At 45.6% G+C, this 15,483-nt stretch carries 10 protein-coding genes and 1 tRNA gene; all 11 read left to right on the plus strand.

From position 1 onward, the window contains the following. Positions 1–1,129 (plus strand): elongation factor Tu (gene tuf / locus QVO66_RS08990; RefSeq protein WP_288172772.1); only part of this gene is annotated, 1,129 nt, incomplete at its 5' end. A gap of 54 nt (positions 1,130–1,183) precedes the next feature. After that, positions 1,184–1,259: transfer RNA gene (locus tag QVO66_RS08995), tRNA-Trp, on the plus strand. A gap of 13 nt (positions 1,260–1,272) precedes the next feature. Next, a complete protein-coding gene (secE, locus tag QVO66_RS13660; RefSeq protein ID WP_082335246.1) occupies positions 1,273–1,464 on the plus strand; it encodes a preprotein translocase subunit SecE in 192 nt (63 codons plus the stop codon). A 14-nt stretch (positions 1,465–1,478) separates the two neighbouring features. Next, positions 1,479–2,021, plus strand: coding sequence for a transcription termination/antitermination protein NusG (gene nusG / locus QVO66_RS09000; RefSeq protein ID WP_021855148.1), 543 nt, complete (start codon positions 1,479–1,481; stop codon positions 2,019–2,021). Between the two features lie 63 nt (positions 2,022–2,084). Further along, positions 2,085–2,525 (plus strand): 50S ribosomal protein L11, encoded by a 441-nt coding sequence (gene rplK, locus QVO66_RS09005; protein WP_021855149.1) that lies wholly within the window; start codon positions 2,085–2,087, stop codon positions 2,523–2,525. Between the two features lie 17 nt (positions 2,526–2,542). Then, positions 2,543–3,235 (plus strand): 50S ribosomal protein L1, encoded by a 693-nt coding sequence (gene rplA / locus QVO66_RS09010; protein ID WP_021855150.1) that lies wholly within the window; start codon positions 2,543–2,545, stop codon positions 3,233–3,235. Between the two features lie 18 nt (positions 3,236–3,253). Then, entirely contained in the window at positions 3,254–3,772 is a 519-nt protein-coding gene (gene rplJ, locus QVO66_RS09015) for a 50S ribosomal protein L10 (RefSeq protein ID WP_021855151.1), read from the plus strand. 49 nt (positions 3,773–3,821) lie between these two features. Further along, positions 3,822–4,202, plus strand: a complete 381-nt coding sequence (gene rplL, locus QVO66_RS09020; RefSeq protein ID WP_021855152.1) for a 50S ribosomal protein L7/L12 — start codon at positions 3,822–3,824, stop codon at positions 4,200–4,202. Positions 4,203–4,385: 183 nt separating this feature from the next. Then, entirely contained in the window at positions 4,386–8,198 is a 3,813-nt protein-coding gene (rpoB, locus tag QVO66_RS09025) for a DNA-directed RNA polymerase subunit beta (RefSeq protein ID WP_021855153.1), read from the plus strand. A gap of 38 nt (positions 8,199–8,236) precedes the next feature. Beyond that, positions 8,237–12,571, plus strand: coding sequence for a DNA-directed RNA polymerase subunit beta' (gene rpoC, locus QVO66_RS09030; protein ID WP_021855154.1), 4,335 nt, complete (start codon positions 8,237–8,239; stop codon positions 12,569–12,571). Between the two features lie 532 nt (positions 12,572–13,103). Next, complete coding sequence (locus QVO66_RS09035; protein WP_288172773.1) at positions 13,104–14,930, plus strand: hypothetical protein; 1,827 nt, start codon at positions 13,104–13,106, stop codon at positions 14,928–14,930. The last annotated feature ends 553 nt before the right edge of the window (positions 14,931–15,483 follow it).

Consider the following 15,483-nt stretch of genomic DNA (forward strand, 5'->3'; position numbering starts at 1 on the left):
TCACGTAGACCACGGTAAGACTACTCTGACTGCTGCTATCACAACAGTATTGGCAAAGAAAGGTCTTTCTGAAGTTAAGTCTTTTGACTCTATCGATAACGCTCCTGAGGAAAAAGAGCGTGGTATTACTATCAATACAGCACACGTAGAGTATGAAACAGAAAACCGTCACTATGCACACGTTGACTGCCCGGGACACGCTGACTATGTAAAGAACATGGTAACAGGTGCTGCTCAGATGGATGGTGCTATCATCGTTGTTGCTGCAACTGATGGTCCTATGCCTCAGACACGTGAGCACGTGCTTCTCGCTCGTCAGGTAAACGTTCCTCGTCTGGTTGTATTCCTGAACAAGTGTGATATGGTTGAGGATGAGGAAATGCTTGAGCTCGTTGAGATGGAAATGCGTGAGCTTCTCGATCAGTACGAGTATGATGGCGACAATACTCCTATTATCCGCGGTTCTGCTCTTGGTGCACTTAACGGTGTTGAGAAGTGGGAAGAGAAGGTAATGGAGCTGATGGCTGCTGTTGACGAGTGGATTCCGCTGCCTCCGCGTGACCTCGACAAACCGTTCCTGATGCCTGTTGAGGACGTATTCTCAATCACAGGTCGTGGTACTGTTGCTACAGGTCGTATCGAGACTGGCCGTGTTAAGGTTGGTGACGAAGTTGAGCTCCTCGGTCTTGGTGAAGACAAGAAGTCAGTTGTAACTGGTGTTGAGATGTTCCGTAAGATTCTTGACGAAGGTGAAGCTGGTGATAACGTAGGTCTGCTTCTCCGTGGTATCGACAAGAACGAAATCAAGCGTGGTATGGTACTCTGCCACCCGGGTCAGATCAAACCTTACAAGAAGTTCAAGGCTCAGATCTATGTACTGAAGAAAGAAGAAGGTGGACGTCACACTCCGTTCGGAAACAAGTATCGTCCTCAGTTCTACCTCCGTACAATGGACTGTACAGGTGAAATCTCTCTGCCGGAAGGCGTAGAAATGGTAATGCCTGGTGATAACGTAACAATCACTGTTGAGCTTATCTACGCTGTTGCATTGAACGTAGGTCTGCGCTTCGCTATCCGTGAAGGTGGTCGTACAGTAGGTGCTGGTCAGATTACTGAAATCATCGATTAATCATTATCAATGATATAAGTTTTAGGTTCTCGTCTTCCGGCGAGAACCTATTTTACGGGAATAGCTCAGTTGGTAGAGCACTGGTCTCCAAAACCAGGTGTCGGGAGTTCGAGCCTCTCTTCCCGTGCCAAAATAAAGATAATATGTTTAAAAAATTCGCAAATTACTGCAAAGTTTGTTACGAAGAACTTGTGCATAAAACAACATGGCCGACACGTGCCGAACTTACTCATAGTGCAATGGTTGTATTATCTGCTTCCTTGATCATTGCAGTTGTAGTGTTCATTATGGATTCCGTGTTCCGGTTTGTTATGAGTACGATCTATCCTAATTAATCGTAAAAAGGAAAATGGCTGAATCAGGAAAAAAGTGGTATGTATTGCGTGCTGTCAGTGGTAAGGAGGCTAAGGTAAAAGAATATATCGATGCCGAACTTAAGCACAACACGCTTCTTTCAACTTATGTTTCTCAGGTACTTATACCTATGGAGAAGCATGCTTCTTTGCGTAATGGCAAGCGTGTGGTTAAAGAGAAGATTTCTCTCCCGGGCTATGTCCTCGTAGAGGCAGAACTGAAAGGAGACGTGGCACATACACTGCGCTTCATACCTAACGTACTTGGCTTCTTGGGCGGATTGGATAATCCTACCCCTGTTAAGCAGTCTGATATCAACCGTATCCTTGGAACGGCTGAAGAGTCAGTGCTGACGGAAGAAGTAAATATTCCGTTCTGTGTTGACGAGACAGTGAAGGTTACTGATGGACCGTTCAGCGGCTTTAGCGGTGTCATTGAAGAAGTGAATACCGAGAAGCACAAACTTAAGGTTATGGTTAAGATCTTTGGACGTAAAACTCCATTGGAATTAGGTTTTATGCAAGTTGCAAAAGAATAACGTGTTGTTACGGACACGTGTGTTCTTTTATAAAATCTCAAATTTTTTTAATTAACAAAAGAAATGGCTAAAGAAGTTGCTGGATTAATCAAATTACAGATTAAAGGTGGCGCTGCGAATCCTTCACCACCAGTTGGACCGGCTCTCGGTTCAAAGGGTATTAACATCATGGGATTCTGCAAGGAATTCAACGCCAGAACTCAGGATAAGGCTGGAAAAGTGCTTCCGGTTGTTATCACTTACTACACCGATAAGTCATACAGCTTCGAAATTAAGACTTCTCCTGCTGCTGTTCAGCTGCTGGAGGCAGCCAAGGTTAAGAGTGGTTCTGCCGAGCCTAACCGTAGAAAAGTGGCTTCTGTGACATGGGATCAGATCCGTGCCATTGCAGAAGACAAAATGGCTGATCTTAACTGCTTTACCGTAGAGTCTGCGATGAAGCTTGTTGCTGGTACGGCTAGAAGTATGGGCATCTCAGTTAAAGGGGACTTCCCTGGTAAATAATTTATAACTTCAAGAAAATGAGTAAACTGACAAAAAATCAAAAATCAGTAGCTGATAAGGTTGAAGCAGGGAAAGCATACTCTTTGAAAGAGGCTGCAGAGTTGGTTAAGGATATTACTACTACCAAGTTTGACGCTTCTCTTGATATTGATGTACGCTTGGGCGTTGACCCGCGTAAGGCTAACCAGATGGTAAGAGGCGTTGTGTCTCTGCCTAACGGAACTGGTAAGGTTACACGCGTGCTCTGCCTTTGTACTCCTGATGCTGAAGCTGCTGCAAAAGAAGCAGGTGCTGACTATGTAGGTCTTGACGAGTATATCGAAAAGATCAAAGGTGGATGGACAGATGTTGATGTTATCATCACAATGCCGTCATGCATGGGCAAGATTGGTCCTTTAGGACGTGTTCTTGGTCCGCGTGGCTTGATGCCTAACCCTAAGAGCGGTACTGTAACTATGGACGTTGCAAAGGCTGTCAAGGAGGTTAAGCAGGGTAAGATCGACTTCAAGGTTGACAAGGCCGGTATCATCCATGCATCAATTGGTAAGGTTTCTTTCACTCCGGAACAGATCTATCAGAATGCGAAAGAATTTATCGCTACTGTTATTAAACTGAAACCTTCTGCTGCTAAAGGTACATACATCAAGAGTATCTTTATTTCTAGCACTATGAGTAAGGGTATCAAGATTGATCCTAAATCAGTTGAATAACTCTAAAAGTTTTGTAAGATGAAGAAAGAAGTAAAAGATACTATAGTTGTTGAACTCGGTCAGAAGCTGAAAGAGTATTCTCATTTCTACCTCGTTGATGTAACAGGTATGAATGCTGGTGCTACAAGCAAGCTCCGTCGCGAGTGCTTCAAGAACGAAATCAAGATGGTCGTTGTAAAGAACACTCTTCTTCACAAGGCTTTCGAGGCTTCGGATGTTGATTATGAGCCTTTGTATGGCTGTCTGAAGGGTAACACTGCTGTTCTCTTCTGCAACACAGCTAACGTTCCAGCTAAGATGCTGAAAGGTTATGTAAAAGAGAGTATTCCTGCATTGAAGGCTGCTTATGCAGAGGAAAGCATCTATGTTGGTGCTGACAAGCTGGAAGAACTCGCAGCTCTCAAGAGCAAGGACGAAGTTATTGCAGACATTGTTGCATTGCTGCAGTCTCCTGCAAAGAACGTTGTTTCTGCTCTTCAGTCAGGCGCTCACACCATCCATGGTGTACTCAAAACTTTAGGCGAGCGTCCTGAGTAATTTTAACACCCAAACATTAATATTTAAAAACATTAAAATTTAAAATAAAATGGCAGATATTAAAGCTATTGCTGAAGAATTAGTAAATTTGACAGTTAAGGAAGTAAACGAGTTGGCAACAGTCCTGAAGGACGAGTATGGAATTGAGCCTGCTGCTGCAGCTGTTGCTGTTGCTGCTGGTCCTGCTGCAGGTGGTGCTGCAGCCGCAGCTGAGGAGAAGACATCTTTCGATGTTGTACTCGCTGAGGTTGGTGGTGCAAAACTGCAGGTAGTTAAGGCCGTTAAAGAGGCTTGTGGTCTTGGTCTGAAAGAGGCTAAGGATCTCGTAGACGGTGCTCCTTCTACATTGAAGGAAGGTCTGTCTAAGGACGAGGCTGAGAACCTGAAGAAGGCTATCGAAGAGGCTGGCGCTAAGGTTGAGCTCAAATAATTGAGACAATAAAAAATATTTCGGGTTAAGATTCTCCCAGTCGGAGAGTCTTAACCTTTTTGTGTCTTTTATTAATACCATGCAGTCAACCACCGCTGCAAGGTGTAGGTCAAGATTCATGACTTTGAAATCTGCGGCCATTTATTTTCAAGGTGGCATTTTTAACGGTAATAAAAATCTGTAATGGCTTCAAAAATTGTTGATAACAGAGTGAATTTTGCCAGCGTGAAGAATCCGATGCCGTATCCGGATTTCCTCGATGTGCAGTTAAAGTCTTTCAGAGACTTCTTACAGTTGGATACTCCGCCTGAGGAACGCAAGAATGACGGTTTGTATAAGGTCTTTGCTGAAAATTTCCCTATCACCGACACACGTAATAATTTCGTTCTTGAGTTCTTGGATTACTATATCGACCCGCCCCGTTACACCATCGACGAGTGTCTTGAGCGCGGACTTACATATAGCGTGCCCCTGAAGGCTAAGATGAAACTGTATTGTACAGACCCTGACCATGAGGACTTCGGTACTTTCATTCAGGATGTTTTCCTCGGCACAATTCCTTATATGACTGATAACGGCACATTTATCATAAATGGAGCCGAGCGTGTTGTTGTATCACAGTTGCACAGATCTCCCGGTGTGTTCTTCGGACAGGGCGTTCACGCCAACGGTACGGTGCTTTATTCGGCACGTATCATCCCGTTCAAGGGCTCATGGATTGAGTTTGCAACCGACATCAACAATGTGATGTATGCATACATCGACCGTAAGAAGAAGTTGCCTGTTACAACACTTTTGCGTGCTATCGGTTTCGAGACCGATAAGGATATTCTTCAGATATTCGACCTGGCTGAGGAAGTTAAGGTCAACAAGAAGAATATGAAGGATGCCATTGGCCGTAAGCTTGCTGCGAGGGTTTTGAAGAGCTGGAATGAGGACTTCGTTGATGAGGATACCGGTGAAGTTGTTTCTATCGAGCGTAACGAGGTTATCATGGAGCGTGAGACAGAAATCACAAAGGACAACATCGACGACATTATCGACAGTGGCGCTTCGACAGTTCTTCTCCACAAGGATATTGATTCTGCAAGCAAGTATTCAATAATCTTCAACACATTACAGAAAGACCCGAGTAACTCTGAGAAGGAAGCCGTGCTCTACATCTACCGTCAGCTGCGTAATGCAGACCCTGCCGATGACGCAAGTGCACGTGAGGTTATTCAGAACCTGTTCTTCTCTGACAAACGTTATGACTTGGGTGATGTAGGCCGTTACCGTATCAACAAGAAGTTAGGTCTTGATACAGACATGGATGTCCGTATCCTGACTAAAGAAGATATAATCGAAATTATCAAATATCTTATACAGCTGGTTAACTCTAACGCCACTGTAGACGATATCGACCACCTCAGCAACCGCCGTGTACGTACAGTAGGCGAGCAGCTGAGCAACCAGTTCTCTATCGGTCTGGCACGTATGAGCCGTACCATCAGAGAGCGTATGAACGTTCGCGATAATGAGGTGTTCACTCCTACAGACCTTATCAACGCCAAGACAATATCGAGTGTTATCAACTCGTTCTTCGGTACTAACCCGTTGTCACAGTTCATGGACCAGACCAACCCGCTTGCCGAAGTAACTCACAAGCGCCGTCTGTCTGCCCTTGGTCCTGGCGGTCTGTCAAGAGAGCGTGCCGGTTTCGAGGTGCGTGACGTTCACTATACACACTACGGACGCCTTTGTCCTATTGAGAGCCCTGAAGGTCCTAACATCGGACTTATCTCGTCTCTTTGTGTTTACGCTAAAATCAATGAGTTGGGATTCATCGAGACTCCTTACCGCAAGGTTAAGGACGGAATTGTTGATCTCGACAATGACCATATACTTTATCTTACTGCTGAAGAGGAGGAAGACCATATCATCGGTCAGGGCAATGCTCCGCTGAACGACGACGGTACGTTTATCCGTGAAGTGGTTAAGTGTCGCCAGGATGCCGACTTCCCCGTAGTGCCTCCTTCGGAGGTTGACCTTATGGACGTATCTCCTCAGCAGATTGCATCTATTGCTGCCGGACTCATTCCTTTCTTGGAGCACGACGATGCTCACCGTGCGTTGATGGGTAGTAACATGATGCGCCAGGCAGTTCCTCTGCTTCACAATGAGGCTCCTATCGTAGGTACCGGTATTGAGAAGCAGGTATGCGTTGACTCACGTACTATGATCACAGCCGAAGGCGATGGCGTAATCGAGTATGTTGATGCAACTACAATACGTATCCTTTATGACAGAACTGAGGAAGAAGAGTTCGTAAGCTTTGAGCCTGCTCTCAAGGAGTACAGAATACCTAAGTTCCGCCGTACTAACCAGAACATGACCGTTGACCTCCGTCCTATTTGCGACAAGGGACAGCGTGTAAAGAAGGGCGACATCCTTACAGAAGGATATGCTACAGAGGACGGCGAGCTGGCACTCGGACGCAACTTGCTTGTTGCTTACATGCCTTGGAAGGGATACAACTATGAGGACGCTATCGTGCTCAACGAGCGTGTAGTGCGTGAGGATATTCTTACTTCAGTACATGTGGATGAATATTCGCTCGACGTTCGTGAGACAAAGCGCGGTATGGAAGAGTTCACAAGCGACATTCCTAACGTCAGTGAAGAGGCTACCAAAGACCTCGATGACAATGGTATAATCAGAGTTGGTGCTCGTGTAGAGCCGGGCGATATCCTTATCGGTAAGATTTCACCTAAGGGTGAGAGCGATCCTTCACCTGAGGAGAAACTGCTCCGCGCTATCTTCGGCGACAAGGCTGGCGACGTGAAGGATTCTTCACTTAAGGCCAATCCTTCTCTTACCGGTGTCGTTATCGACAAGAAACTGTTCTCACGTGCCGTTAAGACACGTTCTTCTAAGCAGCAGGACAAGATCGTTCTGGCTAAGATCGACGAAGAGTATGCTGCTAAGATAGACGACCTGAAGGATATCCTTGTTGACAAGCTCCTCACTCTTACAGACGACAAGACGTCTATGGGTATCAAGGATTATACCGGAGCTGAGATTATTACAAGGGGAAGCAAGTTCACAATGGCTCAGCTGAAGAACCTTGAATATGACGGAATACAGTCAAACAACTGGACTAACGACGAACATACTAATGAGCTGATACAGAAGCTGATTATGAACTTCATCAAGAAGTACAAGCTCCTGGACGCAGAACTCAAGCGCCGTAAGTTCGCAATTACAATCGGTGACGAGCTGCCCTCAGGCATCCTGCAGATGGCTAAGGTTTACGTTGCCAAGAAACGTAAGATCGGCGTAGGTGATAAGCTTGCCGGTCGCCACGGTAACAAGGGTATCGTTTCTAAGATTGTACGTCAGGAAGATATGCCGTTCCTCGAGGACGGACGTCCTGTAGACTTGGTTCTTAACCCGCTGGGTGTGCCTTCACGTATGAACCTCGGACAGATATTTGAGGCTATTCTCGGTGCTGCCGGTAAACGTCTTGGCGTCAAGTTCGCAACACCTATCTTCGACGGTGCCAAACTCGACGACCTTCAGGAGTGGACCGACAAGGCTGGTCTGCCGCGCCTCTGCTCAACACACCTCTATGACGGTGAGACAGGTGAGATGTTCGACCAGCCGGCAACGGTAGGTATCACATACTTCCTTAAACTCGGCCACATGGTTGAAGATAAGATGCACGCCCGCAGCATCGGTCCGTACTCTCTTATCACACAGCAGCCTCTTGGAGGTAAGGCACAGTTTGGTGGTCAGCGTTTTGGTGAGATGGAGGTTTGGGCTCTCGAGGCATTCGGTGCCAGCCATGTGCTTCAGGAAATCCTTACCATCAAGTCTGATGACGTAGTAGGCCGTTCAAAGGCTTACGAGGCTATCGTCAAGGGCGAGCCTATGCCTACACCGGGCATACCGGAGTCTCTCAACGTGCTGCTGCACGAGCTCCGTGGTCTTGGCTTAAGTGTTACCCTTGATTAATAACGAAACTCTTTACATAACAAATATAAACAAGAATTATGGCTTTCAAGAAAGATTCAAAGATAAAGAGTAATTTCACGAAGATTACTATCGGACTTGCATCACCGGAAGAAATCCTCGAAAGTTCTTTTGGCGAGGTTACCAAACCTGAGACCATAAACTATCGTACATATAAACCTGAGCGCGACGGACTTTTCTGCGAGCGCATCTTTGGTCCGACAAAGGACTATGAGTGTGCCTGCGGTAAATATAAGCGCATCAGATATAAAGGCATTGTCTGCGACCGCTGCGGTGTAGAGGTTACAGAGAAGAAAGTGCGCCGTGAGCGCACCGGACATATCGAGCTCGTTGTGCCTGTTGCACACATCTGGTATTTCCGTTCATTGCCTAACAAAATAGGTTACCTGCTCGGTATACCGACAAAGAAACTCGATTCTGTAATTTATTACGAGAAGTATATCGTAATACAGCCGGGTGTAATGGAAGGCCGTACAGACTCTGAGGGCGTTGAAATCAACGGTTCTCACAAGATGGACTTCCTTACAGAAGACGAATATGTAAACATCATGGACAACCTGCCCGACGGCAACGAATATCTTGACGATACAGACCCGAATAAGTTCATCGCCAAGATGGGTGCCGAGGCAATCTATGATCTGTTGGTAAATATCGATCTCGACTCTCTTTCTTATGAGCTTCGCGACCGTGCCAACAGCGACTCTTCTCAGCAGAGAAAGACCGAGGCCCTCAAGCGTCTGCAGGTTGTAGAGGCATTCCGCGGAAGCCGCAACATAAACAAGCCCGAGTGGATGATCATGAAGATTATTCCTGTTACTCCTCCTGAGCTTCGTCCGTTGGTTCCGCTGGATGGTGGTCGTTTTGCAACATCTGACCTCAACGACCTTTATCGTCGTGTCATCATACGTAACAACCGTCTGAAGAGACTTATGGAGATTAAGGCTCCTGAGGTTATTCTCCGTAACGAGAAACGTATGTTGCAGGAGGCTGTCGACAGCTTGTTTGACAACTCACGCAAGAGCAGTGCCGTTAAGAGCGATTCTAACCGTCCGCTGAAGTCTCTGTCTGACTCACTGAAAGGTAAGCAGGGACGTTTCCGTCAGAACCTTCTCGGTAAGCGTGTCGACTATTCAGCACGTTCAGTTATCGTTGTAGGTCCTGAGTTGAAGATGGGCGAGTGCGGTCTGCCTAAGCTTATGGCTGCAGAGCTCTACAAGCCGTTCATCATCCGTAAGCTCATTGAGCGCGGTATCGTCAAGACTGTAAAGAGCGCAAAGAAAATTGTGGACCGCCGCGAGCCGGTTATCTGGGATATCCTCGAGAATGTGATGAAGGGACACCCTGTATTGCTCAACCGTGCGCCTACACTTCACCGTCTTGGTATTCAGGCATTCCAGCCTAAACTTATCGAAGGTAAGGCTATTCAGCTCCATCCGTTGGCATGTACTGCGTTCAACGCCGACTTCGACGGTGACCAGATGGCTGTTCACCTTCCATTGAGCAATGAGGCAGTGCTCGAGGCACAGATTCTGATGCTTCAGAGCCACAACATCCTTAACCCTGCCAACGGTGCGCCTATCACAGTGCCTTCACAGGATATGGTGCTCGGACTTTACTATATTACAAAGATTCGTCCGGGTGCAAAGGGTGAGGGACTTACGTTCTATGGTCCGGAAGAGGCAATCATTGCGCACAATGAAGGCAAGTGTGACCTCCATGCTCAGGTAAAGGTTGTTGTGAAAGACCTTGATGCAGACGGAAAACTTGTTGACAAGATGGTTGAGACTTCTGTCGGCCGTGTGATTGTCAACGGCATCATACCTGAAGAAGTTGGTTATGTAAATAAGATTATCTCTAAGAAGAGTCTTCGCGATATTATTGCCGACGTAATTAAGGCTGTGGGCTTTGCCCGTGCCTGCGAGTTCCTCGACGGTATCAAGAACCTTGGTTATCGTATGGCATATCTGGCTGGTCTGTCGTTCAACCTTGACGATATCATCATTCCGAAGGAGAAGGCCGACCTCGTTGCAAAAGGTAATGAGGAAGTACGTCAGATTACCGACAACTATAACATGGGATTCATCACAGACAACGAGCGTTACAACCAGGTAATTGACGCCTGGACACACGTAAATAACGAGTTGGGTGACGTCCTGATGAAGGAGATGACTGAGGCTGACCAGGGATTCAACGCCGTCTACATGATGCTTGACTCTGGAGCCCGTGGTTCTAAAGACCAGATCCGTCAGTTGGCCGGTATGCGTGGACTTATGGCAAAACCGCAGAAGGCAGGAGCTGAAGGTGCTCAGATTATTGAGAACCCGATTCTTTCTAACTTTAAGGAAGGTATGAGCGTGCTCGAGTACTTCATCTCTACCCACGGTGCCCGTAAGGGTCTTGCGGATACCGCTATGAAGACTGCCGACGCTGGATATCTTACACGTCGTCTTGTTGACGTTTCTCATGACGTTATCATTACAGAGGAAGACTGTGGAACTCTGCGCGGACTTGTATGTACAGCATTGAAGAATGGCGATGAGGTTATTTCTTCTCTGTATGAGCGTATCCTCGGCCGTGTGTCAGTTCACGATATTATACATCCTAACACAGGCGAGCTTATTGTTGCTGCCGGTGAGGAAATTACAGAGCCTATAGCTCAGATTATAGAAGACAGCCCGATCGAGAGCGTTGAAATCCGTTCTGTGCTTACTTGTGAGAGCAAGAAGGGTGTCTGCATGAAGTGTTACGGCCGTAACCTTGCCACAAGCCGCATGGTGCAGAAGGGCGAGGCTGTCGGAGTCATCGCAGCTCAGGCTATCGGTGAGCCGGGTACACAGCTTACACTTCGTACGTTCCACGCCGGTGGTGTGGCTGCCAATGCTGCAGCCAATGCATCTATCGTTGCCAAGAACGACAGCCGCATCGAGTTCGATGAGCTTCGTACCGTGCCGTTTGTTGAAGAAGGTGACAATGGCGAGGTTCAGTGTGAGATGGTCGTAAGCCGTCTGGCCGAAATCCGTTTCGTTGATCCTAACACAAACATCGTGCTTTCTACTCTGAACGTTCCTTACGGAAGCTCACTCTACTTCAAGGGCGGCTCTATCGTTAAGAAGGGTGATATGATTGCACGTTGGGACCCGTTCAACGCCGTTATCGTAACTGAGTATGCCGGTACGCTGAAGTTCCGCGACGTTATCGACGGTGTTACGTTCCACTCTGAGACCGACGATACAACAGGTCTTACCGAAAAGATTATCACTGAGTCTAAGGATAAGAGCAAGGTGCCTACCTGTGATATCGTAGATAAGAACGGCGATGTTGTCGGTACATACAACTTCCCTGTGGGTGGTCACGTTGTTGTTGAAGATGGTCAGACCGTCAAGACCGGTGCAACCCTCGTTAAGATTCCTCGTACAGTTGGTAAGGCTGGTGACATCACCGGAGGTCTTCCACGTGTAACAGAGCTCTTCGAGGCCCGCAACCCGTCTAACCCTGCCGTAGTGAGTGAAATCGACGGTGAGGTTACAATGGGTAAGGTTAAGCGCGGTAACCGTGAGATTATCGTTACCTCAAAGACAGGCGAGCAGCGCAAGTATCTCGTTTCTCTGTCAAAGCAGATTCTGGTTCAGGAGCACGATGCCGTTCGTGCCGGTACTCCTCTGTCAGACGGTGTTATTACGCCTAACGACATCCTTTCAATCAAGGGTCCTACAGCCGTTCAGGAGTATATCGTAAACGAAGTACAGGACGTATACCGTCTGCAGGGTGTGAAGATTAACGACAAGCACTTTGAAATCATCGTTCGTCAGATGATGCGCAAGGTGCAGATCAATGATCCGGGTGACACAACCTTCCTTGAGCAGGAGATTGTCGACAAACTCGACTTCGCTGAGGAGAACGACCGTATATGGGGTAAGAAAGTTGTTACCGACGCCGGCGACAGCGAGACTCTTAAGAAGGGTCAGATTATCTCAGCCCGCAAGCTGCGTGATGAGAACTCAACTCTGAAGCGCCGCGACCTTAAGACTGTTCAGGTGCGTGATGCCGTTCCTGCAACATCGACTCAGATCCTGCAGGGTATCACACGTGCTGCTCTTCAGACTAAGAGCTTCATGTCTGCTGCATCATTCCAGGAGACAACCAAGGTGCTCAACGAGGCTGCTATCCGCGGAAAGGTAGACTATCTGGAAGGAATGAAAGAGAACGTTATCTGCGGACACCTTATTCCGGCCGGTACTGGTCTGCGTGAATTCGAAAAAATTATTGTAGGTTCACGTGAGGATTATGACCGTATACAGGCAAACCGCAAGAATGTGATTGACTATAGCGAAAAGCAGACAGCTGAGAAAGAATAATTTCAAGGCTAAAACTATATAAGCAAAACGGCGATGCAATGTTAACATGCATCGCCGTTTTGCTTATATGTTATATCCAAATTAAAGAAATTTATTTATTTTCTTTTAAAAAATTTGTTTGCATTATAAAATTTCATATATTTGTGGAATTAAAAATATTATTGAAATCCTTGTTAATCTCTGAAAGAGATGGTCTTGCGTTTATTGCAAACCAAAATCTTTGGATGTTTAAATTAAAGGCTTATGAAAAATAACACAGCAGATATATACTTTATTCTAGATGGATAGCAGTATGGCTATTCCCAATATTATAATGTAAAGCTGTTGGATGTTTTGAGTAATGTCAGCCTTATATCAATTTTGATTTATATAATTATTGAATTATTGATGTTTAATTTAAAATAATTGCGTTATGATTAAAAGATTACTTTCTTTGGTAACCGCTTTTGTTGCGTTTTGCTGTATAGCAAATGCACAGGCATTTCAGCGGAATGAGGCCGGTTTAGGACTCAAGTATAATAAGATTGAGAAAATGGCACCGACTCGTGCTGCTGCCGAGGGAGTGGTTTTCACTTATGCTCAGGGAGATACCTATGTTGGTGTAGGAGCAGGTACAGATCATTATGATTGTGCTATTTTTGTACCAGGAAAGTTCGCTGGTAATAAAATCGACCAGGTGGGCTTTTACCTGATAGACCATAAAGTTGTAAAAAATGTTAAGTGCTGGATTGCAAAGGATCTGCCAAGTAGTATCACTTCTTCAGGATGCGAATTTTTGAAAGACATTACTCCTACAACTTCAATTAGTGTTGACGGAAATCCTGAAATCGTAACAGTTGAAAACTATACAATTCCTGCAGAGGGCTGTTATGTCGGTTATTCGTTTGATGTTACATCACTCACTTCACAGGCCGGTCAATATCCTATTGCCTTTGATGGCTCTAGCTATTGTGATGAATACGGAGGATACGTTTGTCTGCAGGGCAAATGGGACAACATGGCAAGCTATGGTTTTGGAAACTTGTTGACATTGGTTTCAATGTCAGGTGACAATTTCCTCGGTAATGCCGCTTCATTTGTTTCAGACAATATAGGTCGAGTAATTACAATGAAAAACGGTAATGTTAATATTTCTGCAATGATCAAAAATGATGGTGTAACACCAATGACTTCTGTGGCTTATACAGTTAAGGATGTTGCAACTGGAGAGACATCTGCAGAAAACACTGTAAACTTGGATAATGTTGAATTTAACAATAATGGTGTGATTAACATCCCATTGACAGCCGGCAATGAGGCAAAAGAGGAAGAAAAAGAAATTGTTATTACTAAGGTAAACGGACAGCCCAACGAAACAGTCAATGCAACATGCAAAGGTTCTTTAATTGTTCTCACAAATGCTATTAAGCGCAGATCTGTTGTAGAGGAATTTACAGCTACAGGTTGTGGATATTGTACTCGCGGATATGCAGGTATGGCTGCATTGGCAGACAAATATCCTGAGTCGTTCATCGGTATTGCCGTACACGGAAAGATGAACTATGACGACCCGATGAGAATTACTGACTATAATTCTGTCATGGCAACGGTTCAGGGTTACCCATCTGCATTCATAAACAGAGGTCCTTCTATTGACCCATATTTCGGCACATCACAGAGTCAACTGCTTGGTGTACTTGACGATTTTGAAGCAAGTCTTACTTTGACAGAAGCTGAAATGTCTGTATGGCCGGAGTGGAACGAAAGCCAGACTGAAATAAATGTAATTACCGACGTGCAGTTCTTCTACAGCAGCAATAATGCTCCTTATGCATTGGCTTATGTTCTGCTTGCTGACGGTTTGCAGGGCAGCGAGAGCAACTGGTGGCAGACTAACTATTATTCTGGAGCTACTGGTGCTGAGAATGAACCTTATATTTACGAGTATACACAAAAAGGTGAGCAGATAAAGGATATGGTTTATGATCATGTTGCCATTATGGCCAAGGATGTAGCTGAAGGTATCAAGGGCTCAATAGCTGCTCCCCTTGTAGCAGATGCAGTTCAGCGTCATGAAACAACTTTCGATCTTTCTAATGGCGTTACTTCTGCCAGCAAGTTCAACCTCTTGCAGGATAAGTCAAAGCTGAAGGTTGTTGCAATGCTTATCAACACAGAGACTGGTGAGATTGTAAATGCTGCAGAGAGAGCCGTTGGTACATTTGGTACAGGTATCAACGTTGTTGATCCTTCAGAGAAGGAAGTTAAGGAAGTTGCCCGCTATACTATTGACGGCGTGCAGCTCAGCGCTCCTGCAAAGGGCATCAATATCGTTAAGATGTCTGACGGAACAACAAGAAAGGTTGTTGTAAAGCAGTAATTGAATAATTCTGAATTTTAAGAATTCAGAGTAGAATAAGATCTTGGCCATTAGAAAATATTAGGGCTGTGTATGAGGCTTCTGATAATTTTCTGATGGCCATTATTGTTTTATTATATTTGGTCTGTCCTTGAGTGCATTGCCGTATGTTTGATGGTTTAACCCCAATCTGCCATTATACCGCACTTGGCTTTATCTATTTTGGGCATTCATGCCTTCGGCCTGTCTTTTTTGTTTCTATTGAGCGAATCGGTTAATAACCGATTTGGGCTTAACTCCAACTTGCCATTATGTTTCCACCTCTTTATCTTTTGTTATTTGCTGCCATGGCCGGATTGTCTAAGGAATATGTTGACTGCACGGTAGCAACAGAAAAAAGAAAGACGGATAAGACTGCAATGAACCAGGCGGAATAAGTCTTATATGCTTAATGATTTGGGGTTGATCGTAACGTATCTGCGATGTGCCTTAATATGCATTTTGCCGGTTTGGGATAGCTAATATAAGATAATCCCTAACCGGCAAAATGTTGATTAAAGAATAGGCTGGTTAA

It is taken from the genome of Prevotella sp. CAG:255 (assembly GCF_000431195.1).
Lineage (GTDB): Bacteria > Bacteroidota > Bacteroidia > Bacteroidales > Bacteroidaceae > Prevotella > Prevotella rara.

What these genes read in the sequence shown, in the direction of transcription:
- secE (WP_082335246.1), top strand. Translation starts at nt 1,273, where the DNA reads ATGTTTAAAAAATTCGCAAATTACTGCAAAGTTTGTTACGAAGAACTT.
- nusG (WP_021855148.1), top strand. Translation starts at nt 1,479, where the DNA reads ATGGCTGAATCAGGAAAAAAGTGGTATGTATTGCGTGCTGTCAGTGGT.
- rplK (WP_021855149.1), top strand. Translation starts at nt 2,085, where the DNA reads ATGGCTAAAGAAGTTGCTGGATTAATCAAATTACAGATTAAAGGTGGC.
- rplA (WP_021855150.1), top strand. Translation starts at nt 2,543, where the DNA reads ATGAGTAAACTGACAAAAAATCAAAAATCAGTAGCTGATAAGGTTGAA.
- rplJ (WP_021855151.1), top strand. Translation starts at nt 3,254, where the DNA reads ATGAAGAAAGAAGTAAAAGATACTATAGTTGTTGAACTCGGTCAGAAG.
- rplL (WP_021855152.1), top strand. Translation starts at nt 3,822, where the DNA reads ATGGCAGATATTAAAGCTATTGCTGAAGAATTAGTAAATTTGACAGTT.
- rpoB (WP_021855153.1), top strand. Translation starts at nt 4,386, where the DNA reads ATGGCTTCAAAAATTGTTGATAACAGAGTGAATTTTGCCAGCGTGAAG.
- rpoC (WP_021855154.1), top strand. Translation starts at nt 8,237, where the DNA reads ATGGCTTTCAAGAAAGATTCAAAGATAAAGAGTAATTTCACGAAGATT.
- QVO66_RS09035 (WP_288172773.1), top strand. Translation starts at nt 13,104, where the DNA reads ATGGCACCGACTCGTGCTGCTGCCGAGGGAGTGGTTTTCACTTATGCT.